Source organism: Gordonia oryzae (genome assembly GCF_003797185.1).
Classification (GTDB): Bacteria; Actinomycetota; Actinomycetes; order Mycobacteriales; family Mycobacteriaceae; genus Gordonia; species Gordonia oryzae.
Window position 1 is genome coordinate 191,378 of the sequence record NZ_RKMH01000008.1, and the last position, 20,398, is coordinate 211,775.

The 20,398-nt window shown below is 66.3% G+C and carries 18 protein-coding genes and 1 pseudogene; 7 read left to right on the forward strand and 12 right to left on the reverse strand.

The window, feature by feature from the left end; all coding sequences use genetic code 11:
- Positions 1-75: 75 nt before the first annotated feature.
- Positions 76-504, forward strand: coding sequence for a DUF6918 family protein (locus tag EF294_RS12155; protein ID WP_123930092.1), 429 nt, complete (start codon positions 76-78; stop codon positions 502-504).
- 52 nt (positions 505-556) lie between these two features.
- On the opposite strand, the gene EF294_RS12160 is transcribed toward EF294_RS12155, so the two are convergent.
- Positions 557-772, reverse strand: coding sequence for a hypothetical protein (locus tag EF294_RS12160; protein WP_123930095.1), 216 nt, complete (start codon positions 770-772; stop codon positions 557-559).
- Between the two features lie 102 nt (positions 773-874).
- Between EF294_RS12160 and EF294_RS12165 the strand changes: the two genes are divergently transcribed.
- Together EF294_RS12165 and EF294_RS12170 are read left to right on the forward strand one after the other, a co-directional pair.
- Positions 875-2,386, forward strand: a complete 1,512-nt coding sequence (locus EF294_RS12165; protein WP_123930098.1) for an MFS transporter — start codon at positions 875-877, stop codon at positions 2,384-2,386.
- Entirely contained in the window at positions 2,387-3,658 is a 1,272-nt protein-coding gene (locus tag EF294_RS12170) for an SLC13 family permease (RefSeq protein WP_123930101.1), read from the forward strand.
- 7 nt (positions 3,659-3,665) lie between these two features.
- Here the strand turns inward: EF294_RS12170 and EF294_RS12175 are convergent, their stop codons facing one another.
- From EF294_RS12175 to EF294_RS12205, 7 genes are read right to left on the reverse strand one after another with little or no spacing between them, the layout of a single operon-like run.
- Positions 3,666-5,345 (reverse strand): AMP-binding protein, encoded by a 1,680-nt coding sequence (locus EF294_RS12175; protein WP_123930104.1) that lies wholly within the window; start codon positions 5,343-5,345, stop codon positions 3,666-3,668.
- A gap of 28 nt (positions 5,346-5,373) precedes the next feature.
- Positions 5,374-6,549 (reverse strand): lipid-transfer protein, encoded by a 1,176-nt coding sequence (locus EF294_RS12180; protein WP_123930107.1) that lies wholly within the window; start codon positions 6,547-6,549, stop codon positions 5,374-5,376.
- Between the two features lie 13 nt (positions 6,550-6,562).
- On the reverse strand, positions 6,563-6,979 hold the full coding sequence (locus tag EF294_RS12185) for a MaoC family dehydratase (RefSeq protein WP_123930110.1): 417 nt from the start codon (positions 6,977-6,979) through the stop codon (positions 6,563-6,565).
- Positions 6,976-7,986 (reverse strand): bifunctional MaoC family dehydratase N-terminal/OB-fold nucleic acid binding domain-containing protein, encoded by a 1,011-nt coding sequence (locus tag EF294_RS12190; RefSeq protein WP_123930113.1) that lies wholly within the window; start codon positions 7,984-7,986, stop codon positions 6,976-6,978. Before EF294_RS12190 ends, EF294_RS12185 begins: the two co-directional genes overlap by 4 nt.
- The gene (locus EF294_RS12195) at positions 7,983-9,146 is read right to left on the reverse strand and encodes an acyl-CoA dehydrogenase family protein (protein WP_123930116.1); all 1,164 of its coding nucleotides are present in this window, start codon (positions 9,144-9,146) and stop codon (positions 7,983-7,985) included. Before EF294_RS12195 ends, EF294_RS12190 begins: the two co-directional genes overlap by 4 nt.
- Positions 9,136-10,206 (reverse strand): acyl-CoA dehydrogenase family protein, encoded by a 1,071-nt coding sequence (locus tag EF294_RS12200; protein ID WP_123930119.1) that lies wholly within the window; start codon positions 10,204-10,206, stop codon positions 9,136-9,138. The genes EF294_RS12195 and EF294_RS12200 overlap by 11 nt, the downstream gene beginning before the upstream one ends.
- Before the next feature lie 48 nt (positions 10,207-10,254).
- Positions 10,255-12,408 carry an acyl-CoA dehydrogenase family protein gene (locus tag EF294_RS12205; protein WP_123930123.1) on the reverse strand — a complete coding sequence of 718 codons (2,154 nt, stop codon included), beginning with the start codon at positions 12,406-12,408 and terminating at the stop codon, positions 10,255-10,257.
- 136 nt (positions 12,409-12,544) lie between these two features.
- Here EF294_RS12205 and kstR point away from each other — a divergent pair, with 136 nt between their 5' ends.
- Positions 12,545-13,183: a cholesterol catabolism transcriptional regulator KstR gene (gene kstR, locus EF294_RS12210; protein ID WP_123930129.1), complete on the forward strand. Its 639-nt coding sequence runs from the start codon at positions 12,545-12,547 to the stop codon at positions 13,181-13,183.
- On the forward strand, positions 13,180-13,326 hold the full coding sequence (locus EF294_RS12215; protein WP_006369769.1) for a YuzB family protein: 147 nt from the start codon (positions 13,180-13,182) through the stop codon (positions 13,324-13,326). The genes kstR and EF294_RS12215 overlap by 4 nt, the downstream gene beginning before the upstream one ends.
- Positions 13,327-13,338: 12 nt before the next feature.
- On the opposite strand, the gene EF294_RS12220 is transcribed toward EF294_RS12215, so the two are convergent.
- Entirely contained in the window at positions 13,339-14,454 is a 1,116-nt protein-coding gene (locus EF294_RS12220) for an alpha/beta hydrolase (RefSeq protein WP_123930132.1), read from the reverse strand.
- A gap of 200 nt (positions 14,455-14,654) precedes the next feature.
- On the opposite strand from EF294_RS12220, the gene styD reads away from it, so the two are divergent.
- On the forward strand, positions 14,655-16,142 hold the full coding sequence (gene styD, locus EF294_RS12225; RefSeq protein WP_123930135.1) for a phenylacetaldehyde dehydrogenase StyD: 1,488 nt from the start codon (positions 14,655-14,657) through the stop codon (positions 16,140-16,142).
- A 71-nt stretch (positions 16,143-16,213) separates the two neighbouring features.
- Positions 16,214-17,326 carry an NDMA-dependent alcohol dehydrogenase gene (locus EF294_RS12230; RefSeq protein WP_123930138.1) on the forward strand — a complete coding sequence of 371 codons (1,113 nt, stop codon included), beginning with the start codon at positions 16,214-16,216 and terminating at the stop codon, positions 17,324-17,326.
- Between the two features lie 85 nt (positions 17,327-17,411).
- Here the strand turns inward: EF294_RS12230 and EF294_RS12235 are convergent, their stop codons facing one another.
- The 3 genes and pseudogenes from EF294_RS12235 to EF294_RS12250 all read right to left on the reverse strand — a co-directional run bounded on the left by EF294_RS12235 (position 17,412) and on the right by EF294_RS12250 (position 20,398).
- Complete coding sequence (locus EF294_RS12235) at positions 17,412-18,032, reverse strand: hypothetical protein (protein WP_246007824.1); 621 nt, start codon at positions 18,030-18,032, stop codon at positions 17,412-17,414.
- A gap of 137 nt (positions 18,033-18,169) precedes the next feature.
- Positions 18,170-19,144: pseudogene (locus EF294_RS12245) on the reverse strand (DUF222 domain-containing protein); the annotation flags it as partial.
- A gap of 291 nt (positions 19,145-19,435) precedes the next feature.
- Entirely contained in the window at positions 19,436-20,398 is a 963-nt protein-coding gene (locus EF294_RS12250; RefSeq protein ID WP_123930150.1) for an AraC-like ligand-binding domain-containing protein, read from the reverse strand.

The window sequence follows — 20,398 nt, forward strand, 5'->3', positions numbered from 1 at the left end:
GTCCGTCTATTCTGCTCAGGAGGGCGCCGGCCGCGCCCGTCCTTCGTCGACACCCGTTTCCTTGAGGAGATCTTGATGAGCGATTCGCTGCAGTCCCTGCTCGGTCCAAACCGTCCGGCTGTCGTCGACGATCTGGTGGGGGTGATCGACTCGCAGGTCGCAGCTCAGAAGGGGCTCAGCGGTGCAGCCGTCAAGGCTGCATACAGTGCCGTCGGCAAGGTCAAACCCGATATCGTGACGAAGGCAACCAACCTGATGCTCCCCGATTTCGTCGCCGCCCTGCAGCCGTTCTGGGACTCCAGGCCCGCGGGCGCATCGTTCGGTGTTCATCTGGCCAGTGACCCCGACGCAGCATCGGAGGCCTTGCTCGCGGTGACCGACGCCCAGGTGGAGTCGGCCAAGGCGCCGCTGGCCAAGGCCTACGGCACGCTGCGAGGCAAGGCCAAAGGCTATGTGTCCGAGGCACTTCCCGCCGTCGGCGACGTAATCGAGAAGCACGCGTGACCCGCGGCCGCGACTCGATCACCTGGTCGCAAACGGGTGTATGTCGCGGCGCTCAGGCGGCGCTGGTGACGACGAGTATCAGCGCGCACACGACGGCGATGAGCGCCGCCAGCATCACCAGTACCCGCCAGACGCGCAGGCGTTCGGTCGGTGCGTCGGTGGACCGCGAAGAGGCGACCGGTGCGGCCATGATCTCCCACTTTCGGTTGTCCGAGGCCACGACCACCGTGGCGATCAGCCACCCCGGGTTTGTTACTACAGTGATCAATGTGTCACAGGTTGCCTGTGGTGTCTCGATGTGCGTCCCGCGTGTCGCCTGGATCACACTCCGGGATTGGTTTTCGTCAGCACTGCGGGGAGGGAAAGCCGGATGAATCGGCTCAGGGCGCTCGACCTGCGCTCAGTGTGGCTGATCGCGATCGCCTGCGCGGCGGTCAGCATGGTGGTCGCCGCGATGGCCGCTCTGAACACCGCGCTCGCCGACATCGCCATCGACCTCGGCGCCGACACCGGCCAGATGACCTGGATCGCCGACGGCTACACCCTCGCCCTCGCCGCACTGCTGCTGCCCGCCGGTGCGATCGGCGACCGATTCGGCCGTCGCGAGATGTTGATCATCGGTCTGGCCATCTTTGCGGTCGGGTCGCTGACCGCGACCTGGGCCAGCGATCCGACGCAGCTGATCATCACTCGTTGCGTCGCCGGCGTGGGCGCGGCATTCATCATGCCGACGACGCTGTCGCTTATCACCTCCGGCGTACCCGCCGACAAGCGCAGCATCGGCATCAGTATCTGGGCCGCGGTCGCCGGCGCGGGCGCGATCGCCGGATTCTTCGTCTCCGGCCTACTGCTGGAATTCTTCTCGTGGCATTCGATTTTCCTCACCTTCGCCGCGTCGGCGGTGCTGACGGCACTGTTGTGCCTGACGATCGGCACCTCCAAGGACTCCGATCCGCAACCCTTCGACTACGCCGGATCGGCTGTGTCGATCCTCGCGGTCACCGGCATCGTGTTCGGGCTCCTCGAGGCCCCACACCGCGGCTGGGATGATGCTTTGGTCCTTCTCACCCTGATCGGCGGCGTACTCCTCGTCGCCGTGTTCTGCCTGATCGAACTGCGCGGCACCCGGCAGCTCCTCGACGTCCGCCTGTTCACCAACCGCGCATTCGGCTCCGGTGCATTGTCGGTGGCGCTGCAGTTCTTCGCCTCCTTCGGCGCCTTCTACCTACTGCTGCAGCGCCTGCAGCTGGTGTTCGACTTCTCGCCGCTGCGCTCGGCCTTCGCCCTCATGCCCATGGTTCTGGGAGTGAGCACCTTTGCACTGCTGGGCAATTGGCTCGCGGTGCGCTTTCACTCCCTACGCTTCGTGCTGGGCAGTGGGCTGCTCATCGCCGGCATCGGACTGATCCTATTGGGCGTCATCGACTACGACTCCTACTGGATGATGGCGTGGATGCTAGCGATCTGTGCGATCGGCATCGGTCTGGCCACGGCCCCGTCGACGACAGCAATCATGTCCAATACGCCTCTGGAGAATCAGGGGGTCGGCTCCGCGGTCAACGACACGGCCCGCGAGATCGGCGCCGCCATCGGCATCGCACTGGCCGGCAGTCTGCTCGCCGCCGGATACGCACACCGAATCGGCCCGACCGCCGACCTCGTCCGCGCCGAGCCCGCTGCCGCCGAGCACATCACCAGTTCGTTGGCGCAGGCACGGGAGGTCGCAGCGCGGCTGCCCGATGACCTCGGCGCCCGCGTCTTACACGGCGCGCAGGACGCCTTCGTCGTCCCGATGAACCAGGGGTGTCTGATGCTGGGCATCGTGCTCGTCGTCGGGTCGGCGGTCACCACTATCCTCGCGCCGCGACGGGTGGTCGCCTAGGTGCTCGACGTCCACAGTCCACTGGGCACCGCCGTGGCCGTGCTCGCCCTGGTCGCCGTCATCGGGATCGCGGTCTCCGCGCAACGCCTTTCGCCGGCGATCATTGCGGTTCCGGCCGCGGTGCTACTGCCCCTTCTCGGGGTCGTGTCATGGTCGCAGGTGCGCGATGAACTCGAGTTCATCGCACCGACCATCGGTTTCCTTGCCGCCATGCTGGTCGTCGCCGAGGTGTGCGCACGCACCGGGGTCTTCGCCTGGGTGGGCCAGTTGCTCGCGGACTGGAGTCGCGGATCGCCCAGGCAGCTACTGCGCCTGGTGTTCGTAGCCGCGGCGCTCACCACGGCCGTGCTGTCGATCGACACCACGATCGTGCTATTGACCCCGGTAGCGGTGGCCACCGCACGGCGGATCGGCGCCCGGGCGACCCCGGTCGGCACGGCAACCGCACACCTGGCCAACAGTGCCTCCACACTCTTGCCGGTGTCGAATCTGACCAATCTGCTGGCCTTTTCGGCGACCGGGCTCGGCTTTCTCTCCTTCGCCGGACTGATGGCGGCTCCCTGGGTGGTCGCGATCGTCGTCGAATACGTCATCTTCCGGGTCTTCTTCGCCGGCGATTTGCCGACCGCCAGAGCCCCCGACACGGCGCACACGCCCGCGGACACCCCCCGGCGCCCGGCGCCGGTCGGCACCCTGATCCTGCTGGGTCTGCTGCTGTGCGGCTTCGTCATCGCCGAGCCGTTAGGACTTTCCTTGGCCGCGATCGCCGGCGTCGGGGCGGCGGTGATGCTCATCGTTCCGATGCGCAAGGCACCCGCGGTCACCGCGGTTCGTGCGCTGCGCGCGGTCAACCTCGGATTCCTCGCGTTCGTCGCTGCGCTGGGCATCATCGTCCTGCCCATCCGCCTCGGCCCGATCGGCGGGGCGATCACCCATCTCATCCCGGATGGCAACTCGCTATGGGCGCTCTTGGCGGTCGCCACACTCGCAGCGGTCGCGGCCAACGTACTCAACAACCTCCCGGCGACATTGCTCCTGCTCCCGATGGTCGCCCACGATCCCGGCTTGGCGCTGGCCATGCTGCTCGGCGTCAACATCGGCCCCAACCTCGCCTACTTTGGTTCGCTGGCAAACCTGTTGTGGCGCGACGTCATGCGCCGCCACACCATCGCGCCGCCGACGCGACGCTATGTGTTGCTGGGCACGCTCACCGTCCCGCCGACTCTCATCGCCGCGGTCGTCGCGCTGTGGGTCGGCCTGCAGGTGGTGTGATCCACGTTCAGGCTGTCACAGCCCGCTGTTCGGAGGCCACCGCGGTGTCCTTGGCCCAGCGATAGTCCGCCTTGCCCGCCGGAGTGCGCTTGACCTCGTCGACGAACACGATGGCGCGTGGCACCTTGTATCCGGCCAGCAATTCCCGGCAATACTCCTGGATCTCGGCGAGGGTGGGCTCTACCTCACCGTCGGCGACGCGTGCGACCGCGGCCACCCGCTGACCATAGCGTTCGTCGGGCACCGGGACCACGAGTGCATCACCGATCGCGGGATGGGCGTGCAGCACTGCCTCGACCTCTTCGGCATACACCTTCTCCCCACCGGTATTGATGCATTGCGAACCCCGGCCGAGAAAGACAATCGACCCGTCCGCCTCCACGGTTCCCATGTCGCCGAGGATCGAGATGCGACGACCGTCGGGCAGGGTCGGAAAGGTCCGGGCACTCTTGTCCTCGTCCTTGTAGTACCCGAGCGGCACGTTGCCGATGCGGGCGATGTATCCGACGTCGCCCGAGCCGGGCTCGATCTGGCTGAGCCGCTCGTCGACGACCATCATCTTGTCGGTCGGCGGTACTCGCAGATTGCCGTTGTCGTCCATCATGATCACGCCGTCGTTGCCCGACTCCGACGCCCCGAAGTTGTCGCGCAAGATGAGTTCAGGTTTGATCGCCGCGAATCGGTCGCGGTTGTGTTGCGACCAGATCGCGCCGCCGGAGGTCACCGAGAACAGCGACGACAGGTCGACGTCGTCCTTGCGGCGTTCCATCTCCTCGACGAGCGGCATACCCATCGCATCACCGACGATGAGGATGATCTGGATCTTCTCGTCCTCGATGCCCGCCACGATTGAAGCCGGGTCGAAGTCGCGCATCAGCACCAGCCGGCCACCCAATGTGAGGAAGGTGAACAACGAGTACGACGCCGCACCGTGCATGAGTGGCGCTGCGATGTTGAAGGCGATGGAGCCGAAGTCCTTGACCGCACTGGCCAACTCGGTGAGATCCTTGCGGGCATCGCCGTACGGATTGCCGCCGGAGATGGGCTTGCGGAAAAAGTCGTCGTGCCGCCACATCACGCCCTTGGGGTATCCGGTGGTGCCGCCGGTGTAGAGCAGGTAGAGCTCGTCACCGGTGCGGGCCTGGAAGTCTCGATCTTCCGACGCCGCAGCCTCGCCGGCGAAAGACACGATCGAGACCGTACGACCGTCGGGTAATGACGCTGCGGCCGTGGTCAATTCGTCGATGATGCCACCGATGACGAACACCGTGCGAACCAGCGGCAACTCGGGAAGCAGAGCGGCAACACTGCGTTGATGCTCGGGGAGTTCGACGATGATGCCCCGCGAGTCGGAGTTGTCGAAGATGTAGAGCAGCTCAGAGTTGGTGTACCGATAATTGACGTTGACCGGGACCGCGCGAATCTTCAGCAGCCCAAGCAGGCTGGTGACGTGCTCGACGCTGTTCTTCAGAAAGAGTGAGACATGATCGGCCGTACCGACACCGTTGTCGCGCAACAGGTGTGCCACACGGTTGGCGAGTCTGTCGAGTTCGGCGTAACTGATTTGGCGGCCCTGGTAGCTCAGGGCGATCCGCTCGGGCACCGAGTCCGCGACGGTCTCGAACACGTCGGCCAGGTTGAACTTGACGGGGGTCTGCGAAGCAGGGGTCTGGGCGTCTGGGCTCATGATTGACGAACTCCTTTGGGGGGTGGGGTCATGCGGTCAGGACCAGACCGCTGGTGGGAACGCCGGTGCCCGCGGTCACGACGACCCGCGTCGCACCGTCGACCTGGTTAACCGAGGTGCCGCGCAGTTGCCGTACGCCTTCGGCAATGCCGTTCATGCCGTGAATGTAGGCCTCACCGAGCTGGCCGCCGTGGGTGTTGAGCGGCAACCGCCCACCCACTTCCAGGGCGCCGGGCTCGGCGAGGAAATCCTTTGCCTCGCCGCGGCCGCAGAAGCCCAGCTCTTCGAGCTGGAGCAGCGTGTACGGGGTGAAGTGGTCGTACAGAATCGCCAGATCCATCTCGTCGGGGCCCAACCCGGACTGCTCCCAGAGCTGGCGGCCGACGAGGCCCATCTCGGGTAACGCCGCCAACTCGTCGCGGTAGTAGCTGGTCATGATGAACTGGTTGGCCGCACTTCCCGCGGCAGCAGCGGCGATCACCGCGGGCGGGTGCGGCAGGTCCTTGGCACGATCGACCGACGTGATCACCAGCGCCACACCACCATCGGACTCCTGGCAGCAATCCAGCAGATGCAAGGGTTCGGCGATGTAGCGCGAGGCCTGATGGTCGTCGAGGGTGATGGGTTTGCCGTAGAAGAACGCATTCGGGTTCACCGCCGCGTGCTTGCGGTCGACGACCGCGATCCGACCGAAGTCGGCACTGGTGGCGCCGTAGTCGTGCATGTAGCGCTGCGCAACCATCGCGACGAACGCCGCCGGGGTCGACAAACCGTGCGGGTAAGCGAACGCATTGTCGGTTCCCGACGAGTTCTCCTGATTGGCGACGGCCGAATTCACCTGCCCGAAGCGCAATCCCGATCGCTCGTTAAAGGCCCGGTAGGCCACGACGACCTCAGCGACCCCGGTCGCGACCGCCATCGCGGCCTGCTGCACGGTCGCACACGCCGCCCCGCCGCCGTAATGGATGCGCGAGAAGTACGTCATCTCGTCGATGCCGACCGCTCTGGCGACGGCGATCTCGGCGTTGGTGTCCATGGTGAAGGTCACCAGGCCGTCGACATCGGCCGGGGTCAGTCCGGCGTCGGCGATCGCCGCACCCACCGCCTCCGCGGCCAGCCGGAGCTCACTGCGCCCGGAGTCCTTGGAGAACTCGGTCGCTCCGATACCGACAATGGCAGCCTGTCCGCCCAGTGTGGCTGTCACTTGGCTGTTCCCATCACTTCGCTCCTGCGTGCAACGTCAGTGAAACCGTCGAGATGACATGTTTGCCAAGGGAGTTGGTACCCACCACCGACACGGTGACCGTATCCTGATCGCGGGCGATCACCTCACCGGTAAACCTCACCGAATCGTAGGCATACCAGGGCACTCCCAACTTGAGAGTGATCTTGGTGATGCGGGCCGACGGGCCCGCCCAATCGGTAACGAACCTCTCGACCAGTCCGGTGTCGGTGAGGATGTTGACGAAGATGTCCTTGGAGCCCTTGGCGTGCGCGAGATCCCGGTCGTGGTGCACGTCCTGGAAGTCGCGGGTGGCCAGCGCGGTGGCCACGACGAAGGTCGGGGTCGCCTCGATCATCAACTCCGGCAACCTCGTTCCCACCTCCACTGCCGGTGCCGCGTCGATGGTCATGACTGCTCTCCGTTCGCACGCGGCGTGAAGGCGTAAAGCGTCCATGCCGGGGCGCCGGTGTCGGGGTCGGCGGGGAAGTCGAGAAAAGTTGTGGTGACCGGCATCCCAACCTGCACAGCATCGGGGTCCACGTCGCGCAGCTCGCCAAGCATACGCACCCCCTCATCGAGTTCGACGAGCGCGACGACGAAGGGCAGCTCACGACCGGGTACCTTCGGTGCGCGGTGCACCACGTAGCTGTACACGGTGCCCTGCCCGGTGGAGACCACGTAGTCGGTGTCCGGCACGGTACCGTCGGCTGCACGGGGCTTCCAGATCGCCGGGATCGGCGGATGCCGCAACGAGCCGTCGGCGACCTGCTGGATGCGCAGTTCGTGTAACGCCACGCCGTCCCAGAAGAATGCGGTGTCCCGGGACACACTGGGCCGCAACATTTTCGTGGGGTCAAGGTCCTCCGGGACCATCGCCGTCTCCGAAACCGATGATCCGGCGGACGGACGGAATTTGAGGATGCGGAAGTCCATCTCGGCGACCACCTCGTCGCCGACCGACCAGGTGTTGCGGGTGGTGAAGAACCAGCCCTCGCCGAGCGCGGTGGTCTTGGGTCCCACGACATCGACGAGTTCGGCCGACAGGCTCACCTCCTCACCGACCTGCACGTAGCGGTGATAGACGGTGTCGCAGTTGGTGGCGACGACCGAGGTGTAGCCGGCTTCGTCGAACAGTTCGCTGGCACGCCCGAGCGGATCGTCGGCGCTGCGCACCCCGCGCAACCCGCGCATCGTCCACACCTGCGTCATCGCCGGTGGTGCGACGATCCCCTGGTGGCCTACGGCACGAGCCGCGTCGGCGTCGACGTAGATGGGGTTGTCGTCACCCATTGCCTCCACCCAGTTGCCGATCATGGGCAGGTTCACCGGATCCCGGCCGGCGACCGGTGCACTCGGTCCGGCCGCCTTGATCTGTTCGGCGGCCTCGAGGATGGCCTCACTCGTCTGGGCGGTCATCGCTTGGCCCTCGGCAATCCGAGTCCAGCGGTGGCGATCATGTCGCGCATCACCTCGTTGACGCCGCCACCGAAGGTGATGACCACGTTGCGTTTGACCTGCACGTCGAGCCATCGCACGAGCTCAGCGGTGTCGGGGTCGGTGAGATCACCATGACGGGTGAGGATCTCGTCGATCATTCGGTGGATGCCCTGTAGTCGTTCGGTTGCGAAGACCTTGGTGGCCGCGGCATCGGCCATCGAGATGACCTCACCGGTAGAGGCCACCTGCCAGTTGAGCAATTCGTTGATCCGCGCGTAGGCGTCGATCCGGGCGAGTGTGCGTCGTACGTCGGGTTGCTCGGCGATCGGTACGCCGTCGACGCTCGCACGCTGCGCCCAGCGCCGGACGCGGGCGGCCAGTCCCTCGATGCGGCCGGCGGGGCCGAGCATCACCCGCTCGTGGTTGAGCTGGGTGGTGATCAGCCGCCAGCCGTCGCCTTCCTCGCCGACGCGCATCGACACCGGCACCCGCACGTCGTTGTAGTACGTGGCATTGACGTGATGCGCGCCGTCGGCGGTGATGATCGGGGTCCACGAGAAGCCGGGATCGGTGGTGTCGACGATCAGAATTGAGATGCCCTTGTGCTTCGGGGCGTTCTTGTCGGTGCGCACCGCAAGCCAGATGTAGTCGGCATCGTGGCCGCCGGTGGTGAAGATCTTCTGTCCGTTGACGACGTAGTGGTCGCCGTCGAGGACCGCGGTGGTGGTCAACGACGCCAGGTCGGTGCCGGCCTCAGGCTCGGTGTAGCCGATCGCGAAATGCACGTCACCGGAGAGGATCTTGGGCAAGAACAGGCTCTTCTGCTCCTCGGTGCCGTGTTCCTGCAGGGTCGGGCCGACGGTTTGCAGGGTCACCGCGGGCAACGGGACGTCGGCCCGGACCGCCTCGTTGGTGAAGATCTGTTGTTCGATCTCACCGAAACCCTTGCCGCCGTACTCTTTGGACCATCCGACGCCGAGCCACCCGTCGGTTCCCATCTGCTTGATCACCTTGCGGTAGGTCTTGCCGTGCCGCTCGGTGAGCATGGTGCGCGCGTCAGCGGGACCGATCAGGTCTGTGAAGTATTCGCGCAGTTGCATTTTGAGCGCCCACTGATCGGGCGTCAGGTCAATGAACATCGGCGGTCTCCTCGGTATGCAGGCCCGCGAGCTCGTCGATCCGCGCCGACGGCCCACCGACCAATCTGGCGAGATCCTTGGCGATCGAGAAGTACCGGTGCAACGGATAGGTGACGTCGACGCCGAGTCCGCCGTGCAGGTGGATCATCGTGCGCAGGGTCGGGGGCAGCTCGTCGGCCATCCAATAGGTGCCGATAGCCAGATCTTGTTGCGCATCAAGATTTTCTGACATCCTCCACGCTGCGGCGGTGGTCGCGAGGCTCATCGAGCGGCCGACGACGTAGACGTCGGCGAGTTGCTGGCTGACGGCCTGGAACAGTGCGATCGGCTTATCGAATTGGTGACGGTTGGTGACGTGGTCGGCAGTGAGTCGGGTGGCGCCGGCGATCAGGCCGTCGGCGTAGGCGCACAACGCGGTCCGGTAGGCGTCGCGCAACACCGCGCGGTCGGCGGTAAGCAGGTCGGCGGGGTCGACGCAGACGTCGTCGAAACGCACCGTGTACTCACCCCAGCCGCTTGAGGTGGGGGTGCGCACCAGCGCAACGCCGGGCGCCTCCGTGCGTACCGCGACGACTCCGGCGTCGGCGCCGACGAGCAACACCGCCGAACCCTCCGCGTGCAGGACCCCGGTCTTGACCCCGTTCAGCCTGCCATCGCGCAGCGACGTCGCCGGGTCGTCGGTGAGCGCACCGCCGAGCTCGCCGAGTGCGACGGCGTGCCAGGCGCCCTTGGCGAGCGTGTCCGCCCATTGCTGCTGCGGGTCGAGGGTACGCAGCACGAGCGCCGACGTCAGTGATCCGATCGCGGGCACCACAGCCGCCGACTCCCCCAGGCGCCGCAACAGCGGCGTCAACGCGAGGATGCCCAGAGCGTCACCACCCAGCGACTCCGGCAGCGCCAGATGCCCGAGTCCGGCAGCGGTCATCTCGTTCCACAGCGCCGTGTCGAAGCCGCCGACGATGTCGGCGAACTTTGACTCCCAGGCCGTGTTGTGTCGTGCGAGCACCTCGGCGGCGACATCTCCGACGGCAATCGCCTCGGTATCGACAGCAAAGTCCACCCGGCACCTCCTATCGCAAGAATTAGAACCTGTTCTAGTTGTATCAGATCAGGCGCGCGGGAGTCCGAGGATCCGTTCCGCCGCGGCCGTCTTGAGAATCTGGGTGGTGCCGCCTGCGATCGACAGGCACCGATTCTGCAACGCGAGATCCGAAGCGCCACCGGCCACCACCGCATCGAATCCCAGGAAATCCAGCGCGGCGTCGGGGACCGACTGCCGGTGGGCGACGCCGATCAGTTTGCGCACATTCGACAGCGCACCGGGATCATGGCCGGCCAGACGCCTGGTGACCGCACGTGCGTCGAGGACCCGACCGATGTGGGCGTCGGCGACCAGTCGGCCCAGACGTGCGTGCTCGGCGAGTTCGAGCGGCCGGGACATCCCGGAGATCTGGTGTAGCAGCGACTCCATCTCCTTGCCGAGACCGGAACCGCCCATGGCCACCCGCTCGTTGGCCAGGGTCGTGCGTGCCAGTCGCCACCCGCCCCCGACCTCACCGACCACACAGTCGTCGGGGACGAACACCTCGTCGAGGAAGACCTCGTTGAAGTTCGCGCGACCGGTCAGTTCGCGCAGCGGCCGGATGTCGATGCCCGGCGAGGCCATGTCGACCAGGAGGTAGGTGATGCCCTTGTGCTTAGGTGTCTCACCATCGCCGGTGCGCGCCAGGCAGATTCCCCACTGCGCATTGTGTGCCTGTGAGGTCCAGATCTTCTGTCCGGTCAGCATCCAGCCACCATCGGTCCGGGTGGCGCGGGTGCGCAGCGAGGCCAGATCCGAGCCGGCCTCCGGTTCGCTGAACAGCTGACACCAGATGATGTCGCCGGCCAGCGTGGGCGCCACGAAGCGGTCGCGTTGGGCGTCGGTACCGTGCTCGAGAATCGTCGGGATGGCCCAGGCCCCGATGACGAGGTCGGGCCGGAGGACACCTGCGCGGTCGAACTCGGCGTCGATGAGCAGTTGGAGCGCGGGATCGGCACCGAGCCCGTGCGGCGGCGGCCAGTGCGGTGCCAGATAGCCGCTCTCGGCGAGCAGCCGACGTTGCTCCGATTCCGGTGCGGCGAGTACCTTTTCGGTCATCGCGCGAACCTCCGCACGATCGCCCTCGACCGCCGACAGGTCGATCTCGAACTCGCGCCGCTGCCCGCCGAGTCCACGCTGCGACAGCGATATCCGCGCGGGAACACCGGCGGCGAGACGGGCGCGCGCGGTCATCGCCGACCGCAGATACAGATGCGCATCGTGTTCGAACGTGAAGCCGATGCCGCCGAGGACCTGCACGCAGTCCTTGGTGACGGCGACGGGTAGATCGGCGACCAGGATGTCTGCGACATCGACGCTCAGCGACAATTGTTCGTCCGCGCCGGCGCCGGCGTCGGCAGCGGCGGAGTCGAGGGCGTTCGCGAGATCCCAGGCCGCGGCCTCGACCTGCTCGGTGCGGCAGAGCATGTCGGCACAGATGTGTTTGATCGCCTGGAAGGAGCCGATCGCGACTCCGAACTGGGTGCGAACCTTGGCGTAGCCGACGGCGGTGTCGAGCGCCCAGCGGCACACCCCACTCGCGAAAGCGTTGCGCGCCAACGCCAGTACACCGGCAACGAGCGGCGAATCGGCGCACACGATCGGCGCATCCGACTTGAGCCCCTCGATCGTGACGCGGGCGAGGGGCGTGGCACCGTCGACCGGGGTCTCGACGGTCCGCTCGCGCGTCCCGTAGCCGGGCCCGAGAACCCGCCATCCGTCGACGGTGGGCAGGAGCAGAACCGCTGCGTCGACGTATCCGGGCACCACCACCTCGATCCGATCCCCGAGGGATGGCAGCGGACCGTCGCAGACCCCGACGACTCCAGGCGCCTCGCCTGCGACCACTGCGGCCAACAGGTCCCCGGTCCGCGGATCGTCGGACATGGTGAGCGCGAGTGCGGTCGCCACGGTCTCGCCGATCGGGCCGGGCACAAGGTCGCGACCGCATTGCTCGAGCATGGCGGCGAGGTCGGTGAAGCCCGCGCCCAGACCACCTTGCGATTCGGGTAATACGGCGGCGAACAGCCCGAACTCGGCGAGTTGGTGGAACAATTCCAACCAGCCCTCCCCCGGTGTGTCGATCTGGGCGCGGGCGATGTCGGTGGTACCGACCCGCGCCGACCATGCCTTGATGGCCTCGCAGACCGCGAGCTGTTCGGAAGACGTGGCGAGAGTCACGGGATTCCTTCGGTGTCGAAAGGTGACCAAGAAATAGAACCTGTTCTAATATGCCATGAGGACGCGCGTTCGCCTACCCACCGACGCGACCGCACGGACCACCGCGACCCGACGACGTGAGGATGTCCGAGAGCACATGGCTGCATCTGAGAACACCGCGACCGAAGCAGTCGCCGAGACAGGCACAAGCGAATACGGGTCAGCGGCTCAGCGCGACCGACGGCGTCGCATCCTCGACGCCACCCTCACGTTGGCGTCCAAGGGCGGCTACGACGCCGTCCAGATGCGGACCGTCGCCGAAAAAGCCGACGTCGCGGTGGGCACGCTCTACCGGTACTTCCCGTCCAAGGTGCATCTGTTGGTGACCTCACTGGCACGCGAACTCGCCCGCGTGGAGTCTCGGGCCGACCGGTCACAACTGCGCGGCGACAACGCGATCGAACGTCTTCGGCACGTTTTGGACATGATCACCTTCGCGATGCAGCGCGACCCGCTTCTCACCGAGGCGATGACCCGGGCGTTCATGTTCGCCGACGCGTCGGCGACCGCTGAGGTCGATCAGGTCGCCGGCATCATCGACCGACTCCTCGCCGGTGCGATTGTCGACGCGGGAGAGCCAAGTGAGGAGGATCTCGCGATCGCCCGCGTGCTCGCCGACGTGTGGATGTCGAACCTGGTGCAGTGGCTCACGCGCCGCGCGTCGGCGACCGACGTCACCAATCGCCTCGAACTGACCGTCCGACTACTCCTGAAGGATCGGGTGCCCCACTCATGAAGACCCGACTGACCTGCCCGTGCGGCGAGATGCTGCGCGGCACCACCGAAGACGAACTCGTCGACAACGTTCGCAAGCACCTGGCCGAGAATCACCCCGACCACGAGTACTCGCGCAACGAGATCCTGTTCATGGCCTACTAGGCGTCTATCGGCCTAGTTGCCGGCCGGCCGCTTCGCGAGGTCGGCAGCGATCATGGGCCAGGTGTCGTGCAGGTCCTGTTCCCAATAGGCCCAGGAATGAGTTCCGGTGGGGCGCAGCATCACGTTGTTCTCGACGCCGAGCTCATTCATCCGCTGGGCCATCTGCTCGGTGCACTGGTTCACCGCGGCCTCGATCACACCGCCGAGGAGGATCTGGTTGCCGAGGGTGACCGGATCGCCGTTGATGAGTGGCGCATTGAGCTGATCGTTGGGACCCGGCAGACCGCTGCCGCTGGTCATGTACACCTTGGTGCCCTTGAGTTTTCCGGCGTTGACGTACGGGTCATTGGCCACCCACCCGGGGCCGCCCGGCACGCCCCACATGTTGTCGATGTCGCCGTGTCCGCGATCGCCGACGACCATTCGGATGTAGGCCAGCCCCAACGGGTCACTGGTGCGGGCGCAACCGCTGTAAGCGGCGACCGACTTGTATAGTCCCGGGGCCGCGATCGCGAGATTGAGCACCGACGTGCCGGCCATCGAGATACCGGCGACGGCGTTGTCGCCCGTCGTGTCGAACTCCTTGTTGATCAGCGGCGGAAGCTCTTTGGTGAGGAAAGTCGTCCACTTGTTGCGCCCGAGTACCGGATCGTCCTTCTGCCAGTCGGTGTAATAGGAGTAGGCACCCCCGATCGGCGTCACCACATAGACGTTCTTGTCGGCGAAGTACTGCGTGTAGCTGGTCTTGGCAGCCCAGGTGGCCGAGTCTTCGCCGCCGCCCGCGCCATTGAGCAGGTACAGCGTCGGGGCGGGCTTGCTCTTGTCCTTGGGCAGCAGGACAGTCACCGGGATCAGCTTGTCCATCGACGCCGAGTACACGATCGCGGTGACCTGCTGGGGCGAGTCATGAACGAGGGTCTGGATTTTCGAGGCGTTCATCTGTGCCGGATTGGCGGGGTTGGCCGGCCGGTCGGCGGTCGAGGTGGTCGACGTCGTCGACGTGTTGGCCGAGGAATTGGGCGGCGCCGGGTCGGTGTCGGCGACACCGACGCCTGTGCCGGTGAGCGCGCCGACGGCCACGGCGGTCGACATCGCCGCCAAAACCCGCACTAAGCTCTTGTGCACCATTAGCCCCTTCAATCACAGCAGTCACATTTTTCTCAGCTTAACGCCCCGTATCAGCGACTCGGAAATCGCGGGAGCGGTCGTTAGCCAGTTGTGATGGTTCGCGTTCGGTCAACAATCCATGCGCGCACGTGCAAGTAATGCCGGCCGCCGATTTCGAGAATTGTGGCAGCAGTCACAACGACCGAGAGAGCGGAGACGCAATGACGGCAGTGGACATCGGCGGCGCGGCCACCCACCTACCCGCGGGCACCGAGACGAGGCTTTTCATCGGAGGTGCCTGGCGCGCGGCCGCCGACGGTGAGACCTTCACCGACCTGAACCCGGCGACCGGTCGGCCCCTGGTCGACGTCGCCGCGGGCTCGGCCACCGACATCGATGACGCGGTCCGGGCGGCCCGTGCCGCACTGTCGGGCAGTTGGGCCGCCACCCCCGGCGCGGCTCGCGGCGCACTGCTCAACCGGGTGGCCGACCTCATCGAGCGTGATGCCGACATCCTGGCCCGCCTCGAGTCGCTCGACATCGGCAAGCCGATCCGCCAGCCCGCGATGCTCGATGTCCCCAACGCGGCGGCCACGTTCCGTCACTTCGCGGGCTGGGCCGACAAGATCACCGGGCAGTCGATCCCCACCGCCGGCTACTTCGGGCGGCCGACACACTCCTACACCGTGCGCGAGCCGGTCGGTGTGATCGGCGCGATCATCCCGTGGAACACCCCGCTGATGATCGCCGCATGGAAGCTCGCACCAGCCCTGGCAGCCGGGAACACCGTCGTGGTGAAGCCCCCGGAGGATGCACCGCTGTCGATCCTGCATCTGGCATCGCTACTCGCCGAGGCCGGACTGCCCGACGGCGTCGTCGGCGTCGTCCCCGGACTCGGCGAGGTGGCGGGTGAGGCGTTGACCGCGCATCCCGACGTCGACAAGATCAGCTTCACCGGAAGCCCACGGGTGGGTCGCCACATCCTTAAGGTGGCCGCCGACACCTTCAAGCGCACCACGCTCGAACTCGGCGGCAAGTCACCGCAGATCATCCTCGCCGACGCCGACGTCGAGGCCGCGATCAACGGCACCGCGATGGGGCTGTTCTTCAATCAGGGCGAGGTGTGCGCCGCCGGAACCCGTGTGCTGGTGCATCGTTCGTACTACGACGCGGTGGTCGAGGGACTCGCCGGCGCCGCGGCCGCGCAGGTCCTCGGCGACCCGTTGGATCCGGCCACCACCATGGGTGCGTTGGTCAACGCGAAACAGCAGGCCACCGTGCTGGACTACATCGCGTCCGGCCGGTCCGAGGGGGCTCGCCTCGTCGCCGGCGGCGACCGTGGCGGGGAGTCCGGATTCTTCGTGCAGCCCACCATCTTTGCCGACGCCACCAACGACATGCGGATCGCCCGCGAGGAGATCTTCGGGCCGGTCGGCACGGTGATCGCCTTCGACGAACCGGACGAGGCGATCGCACTGGCCAACGACACCGATTACGGCCTCGCCGCCAGTATCTGGACATCGGATGTGGCTCAGGCACATTCGCTGGCGGCGCGGGTACGGGCCGGAGCGGTCTGGGTCAACGGGTGGGCGGCGATCGACCCGGCGTTGCCCTGGGGCGGCATGAAGACCAGCGGTATCGGCCGTGAGCTCGGGTGGGCGGGCATCGTCGCGAACACCGAGGAGAAGGTCGTCACCGTCGTTCTCTGAACCGACAGACCTGTGACGACCGCCCGAACATCGGACCACCGAAGTAGTTTCACCGAAGACAAGGATCGATCATGAAGACACAAGCAGCAGTTCTGTGGGAGCCCGGCCAGGATTGGCAGATCGAAGAGCTCGAGCTCGACGCCCCGAAGTACGGCGAGGTGAAGGTCGAGCTGGCAGCGTCGGGGATGTGCCATTCCGACGAGCACGTCCGCGATGGCAGCGTGCCCGTGGGGATGTATCCGTACATCGGCGGCCACGAGGGCGCCGGTGTGGTGACCGAGATCGGCCCGGGGGTGAAGTCCGTCGAGGTCGGCGACCACGTAGCCCTCGGCTTCATCCCGGCGTGCGGGCGGTGCCCGTCGTGCGCCAAGGGGATGTCGAGCATCTGTGATCTCGGCGCCAATCTGCTTGCCGGCGTGCAGCTCTCCGACGGCACATCCCGTCATCACGTCAACGGCCAGGATGCGGGTCTGATGTGCCTGCTCGGCACCTTCGCACCGGTGACCGTGGTCAACGAGGCGTCATGCGTCAAACTCACCAAGGACATCCCGCTCGACAAGGCCGCGCTAGTCGGGTGCGGTGTGACCACCGGTTGGGGCTCGTCGGTCTACGCCGCGGGCGTCTCTGCCGGTGAGACCGTCGTCGTATTGGGCATGGGCGGTGTCGGCTGCGGCGCGGTGCAGGGTGCCGCGCTGGCGGGTGCTCGGCACGTCGTGCTCGTCGATCCGTCGCCGTTCAAGCGGGATCAGGCCAAGATCTTCGGCGCCACGCACGCGGTCGCGAGCATCGAGGAAGCACAGGAACTCCTGCAGGAGATCACCTGGGGTCAGCTGGCCGACAAGGTGCTCATCACCGTCGACGTCGCACAGGGTGCCCTGGTGGCACCTGCGATGAGCCTGGTCGCCAAGGGTGGTGTGTGCGTGCAGGTCTCGGTAGGTGACCTCACCGCCACAGACGTCACGATGAGCCTGTTCGACCTCACCGCGATGCGCAAGACGTTCAAGGGCGCATGGTTCGGCAACGCCAACATCCGCTTCGACATCCCCCACCTGCTACGCCTGTACATGGAGGGGCGTCTCAAGCTCGACGAGATGATCACGCGCACATACACTCTCGACCAGGTCAACGACGGATACGCCGCGATGCGCCACGCCGAGAACGTGCGCGGGGTGATCATGTACTGACGTTCGGAACGCTGCCCGAGTTGGCAAACGCGGTGGGTGTACCACCCGCGTTTGCCAACTCGGGCAGCGGTTTTCAGTCAGTCGCTCAGTCCAGTCCGCGGATGCGTGCGTGGATGTCGGAGGTGCCGTTCTCGCCGCGGCGACGGTTGCGCTCCCGCTCGGCACGGCGACGGGCATGTTTGGCCGCCACCCGCGTCATCGAACGACGGGGTGCGTGCAGTATCCGCGGGCCCGGTTTCTCCGGATCACCCTCATCCTCACCACCGGCCGGCGTCTGCCGCGTCCGCGGCGGTGTGAACCGCACCCGCCGCAACCCGGGAAACAGGACTTCCAGATTCTCCGGTTTCCCCGGCACCACCAAACCCTCCGGGGTCACGAACTCGGTCCGCAACCGGCCCGCACCATCGCGATACTGCATATCGAGCCATCCAGTACCAAACGTCTTGAGTAGATGGAAGAACCGCGACTTGATGTTCAGATTGTCCGGGCTGGTCTGCCCATCAGCCGCAGGATTGTCGTGATCGAACTCCTCGACATGCTCGACGTCAGCAGCAAACGACGGCGTCGCATCCCCCAGATTCACCCCGACTCCATCACGCACCCGCACAAACGTGTCCAACGCCGACGACGGACGATGCGGATCAGACGGCTGATACGCGGGCACGGTGAACGAGCCATCCCCGTTCTCCACGGTCCCCGCGGGCACGACCGGCCGCACCACCGTCCGGGCCGGGTCACGATCTCGGCAACCTGGGTATCGGCAATCAGTTCATGCCCGATCAGGAACCCTGCCGACACGCGTCCTTCGTCAGGGGTCGCGACCTCATCAGCAGGCGTGGCCGTCGCCGCGGCGACCGTCGAAGCGTCCGCGATCACATGCACGATCGCCGCACCGGTCATCGGCGGCACCGTACCCGGCTCCGGGATCACCGCCGTGCACTCCGCACTTCCACAACGACATTCGAACACCGTCCCCGACAACAACGCGAAACACGCATCCGGACACCGCTGCGCGACCGTCCGCCCATCCCCCGAGCACACCGCCTACGCCAGCCGCCGCACCCCCGCCACCGCGACCGCCATGTCCTCGGCCGACATCGTCACCGACAACCGGCCCATCTCGTCACGCGTCGGACGAGCCGTCATCTCCCGACCATCAGTGGCCCGACGCCGACGCTCCCGCACCGCATCCCGATCGTGACGGAACACAATCCGATCCACCATCGTCGCCACCGACCACCACAACCACGCACCACGATGCAACCCGAGTTCGACGGCGATCTCCGCATCGACATCAGCAGCGATCTCGCGGCCATCCACCAACTCGGTATGCGAGATGACCACCTTCACCAGATCCGCCGAGATCTGCCCGTCACGCAACGCCAACAACACCCTCGGCAACCGGGTATGCAACGCGATCGCGTGCGACAACAACTCCTCGGCAGCCCGCTGCGACAACGACAAACAATGCGCAAACCGCGCAGCGACCTGCGCATGCTCGTCACACAACAACCACGAATGATCGGTGCCCGACGACTCAACACGCCGCACACTCTGCGCAACCCGCCACGCCTGCCCATACATCTCATACGCCAGATACGACTTGCCGCGCTCCAAATCGATCATCGCGCACAACGACTCGTTGACCGCTTCGTCGCGGGCACCATCGGCAAGGGGTACGTCGGCCGTGGCAGGGGTATCGGAACTGTTGGGTATATCGGAACTGTCAGGGATGCCGGCGAGGATCGGCTCCAACAACACCGGCCACACCGACGGCGACGACCATAACCCCGCCGTCGACACACGCTCTCCGGTCATCACCACCCCTCCCGCCGCACGATGCCATGAACACGAACTCGCCGACCACCACCACTACCCACACCCTAACGATGACCACCGACAAAGCCGCTCAACCCGACAATCGGTGTGCACAACCCGCCGCCGCACCAACCGGCAAAAGGACCTCCGCACACCGGAACCATCAGCAGCACAAGCAGCCTCGAGGCTCCTCGCTGCGCTCGTCACACCTCGACCAGCGGGATCAGGGTCGCCGAGTTCCTATCGTCACCGCGACCAGCGGGGTGAGGGGGACGCCGGCGGGGTACGGGGTCAGCTTGCGGCGGGCAGGTGGGAGTCGCGGTATTGACGCGGGCTCATGCCGTAAGCGCTCCTGAAGATTCGGGAGAAGTGGGCGGCCTCGACGAGACCGTTGGCGGCACAGATCGCCCCGACGCTGCGGTGGATCTGCAGCGGGTCGGCCAGGTCGCGGCGGCATCGCTCCAGCCGCAGCCGCCGGATGAACCCGGCGACGGTGTCGCTGTCCTGCGCGAACAGCTTCTGCAGATAGCGCAGCGACACATGATGATGAGCCGCAACGGCTGCCGGTGTCAGGAACGGGTCACCGAGGTGCCCTTCGATGTACGTCCGCGCCGACATCAGTACCGTCTCCCCGGCGCCGATGCCGGTGTCGGGCACCGCGGCACGCAGGCAGGCGCTGACGAGGTCGGCCACGGCATCGGTCACGAGGGACTGCGCGCTCATTCCCTGCGGCGCCATCGGCTCCTCGCCCAGCGATTGTTCCCGCAGCGCGCAGAGCATCGGGCGCAGCAGAGCGCCCACACCGGTGCATGAGGTGATGGTGCGCGCCACGCCGTCGTCGAGTTCGGAGTCATTGATACGCAACGTCTCCCGCGGGATGACGGCGACCAGGATGTCGAATGAGTCGGCCAGGGCCAGCTCGTAACGTCGGCTCGTGTCGTAGACGGCCAGGTCCCCGGGTCCGAGTTCGGCCTCCCGCCCGGCCTGTGACACCGTCGAATGCCCCGACAACTGCAGCGCCACCTTGATCACGCCGGGGTCGGCCCGGCGGATCGTCGATGCGGTCCGGCGCACCCACGCCGACTCTCCGAGCACCTCCGACAGCTGGAGGTCCCCGAGTTCCCGGCTGGCGAGGCCGCCGCTGAATGCCGTGGGCGCGCCGACGAGCGGCGCGGCGTCCAACGGCACGAAGGCACTCGAGATCGCCTCCCGCCACACGTCGAACTCCAGATCCTGTGAGGCGGCGGTGCTCAT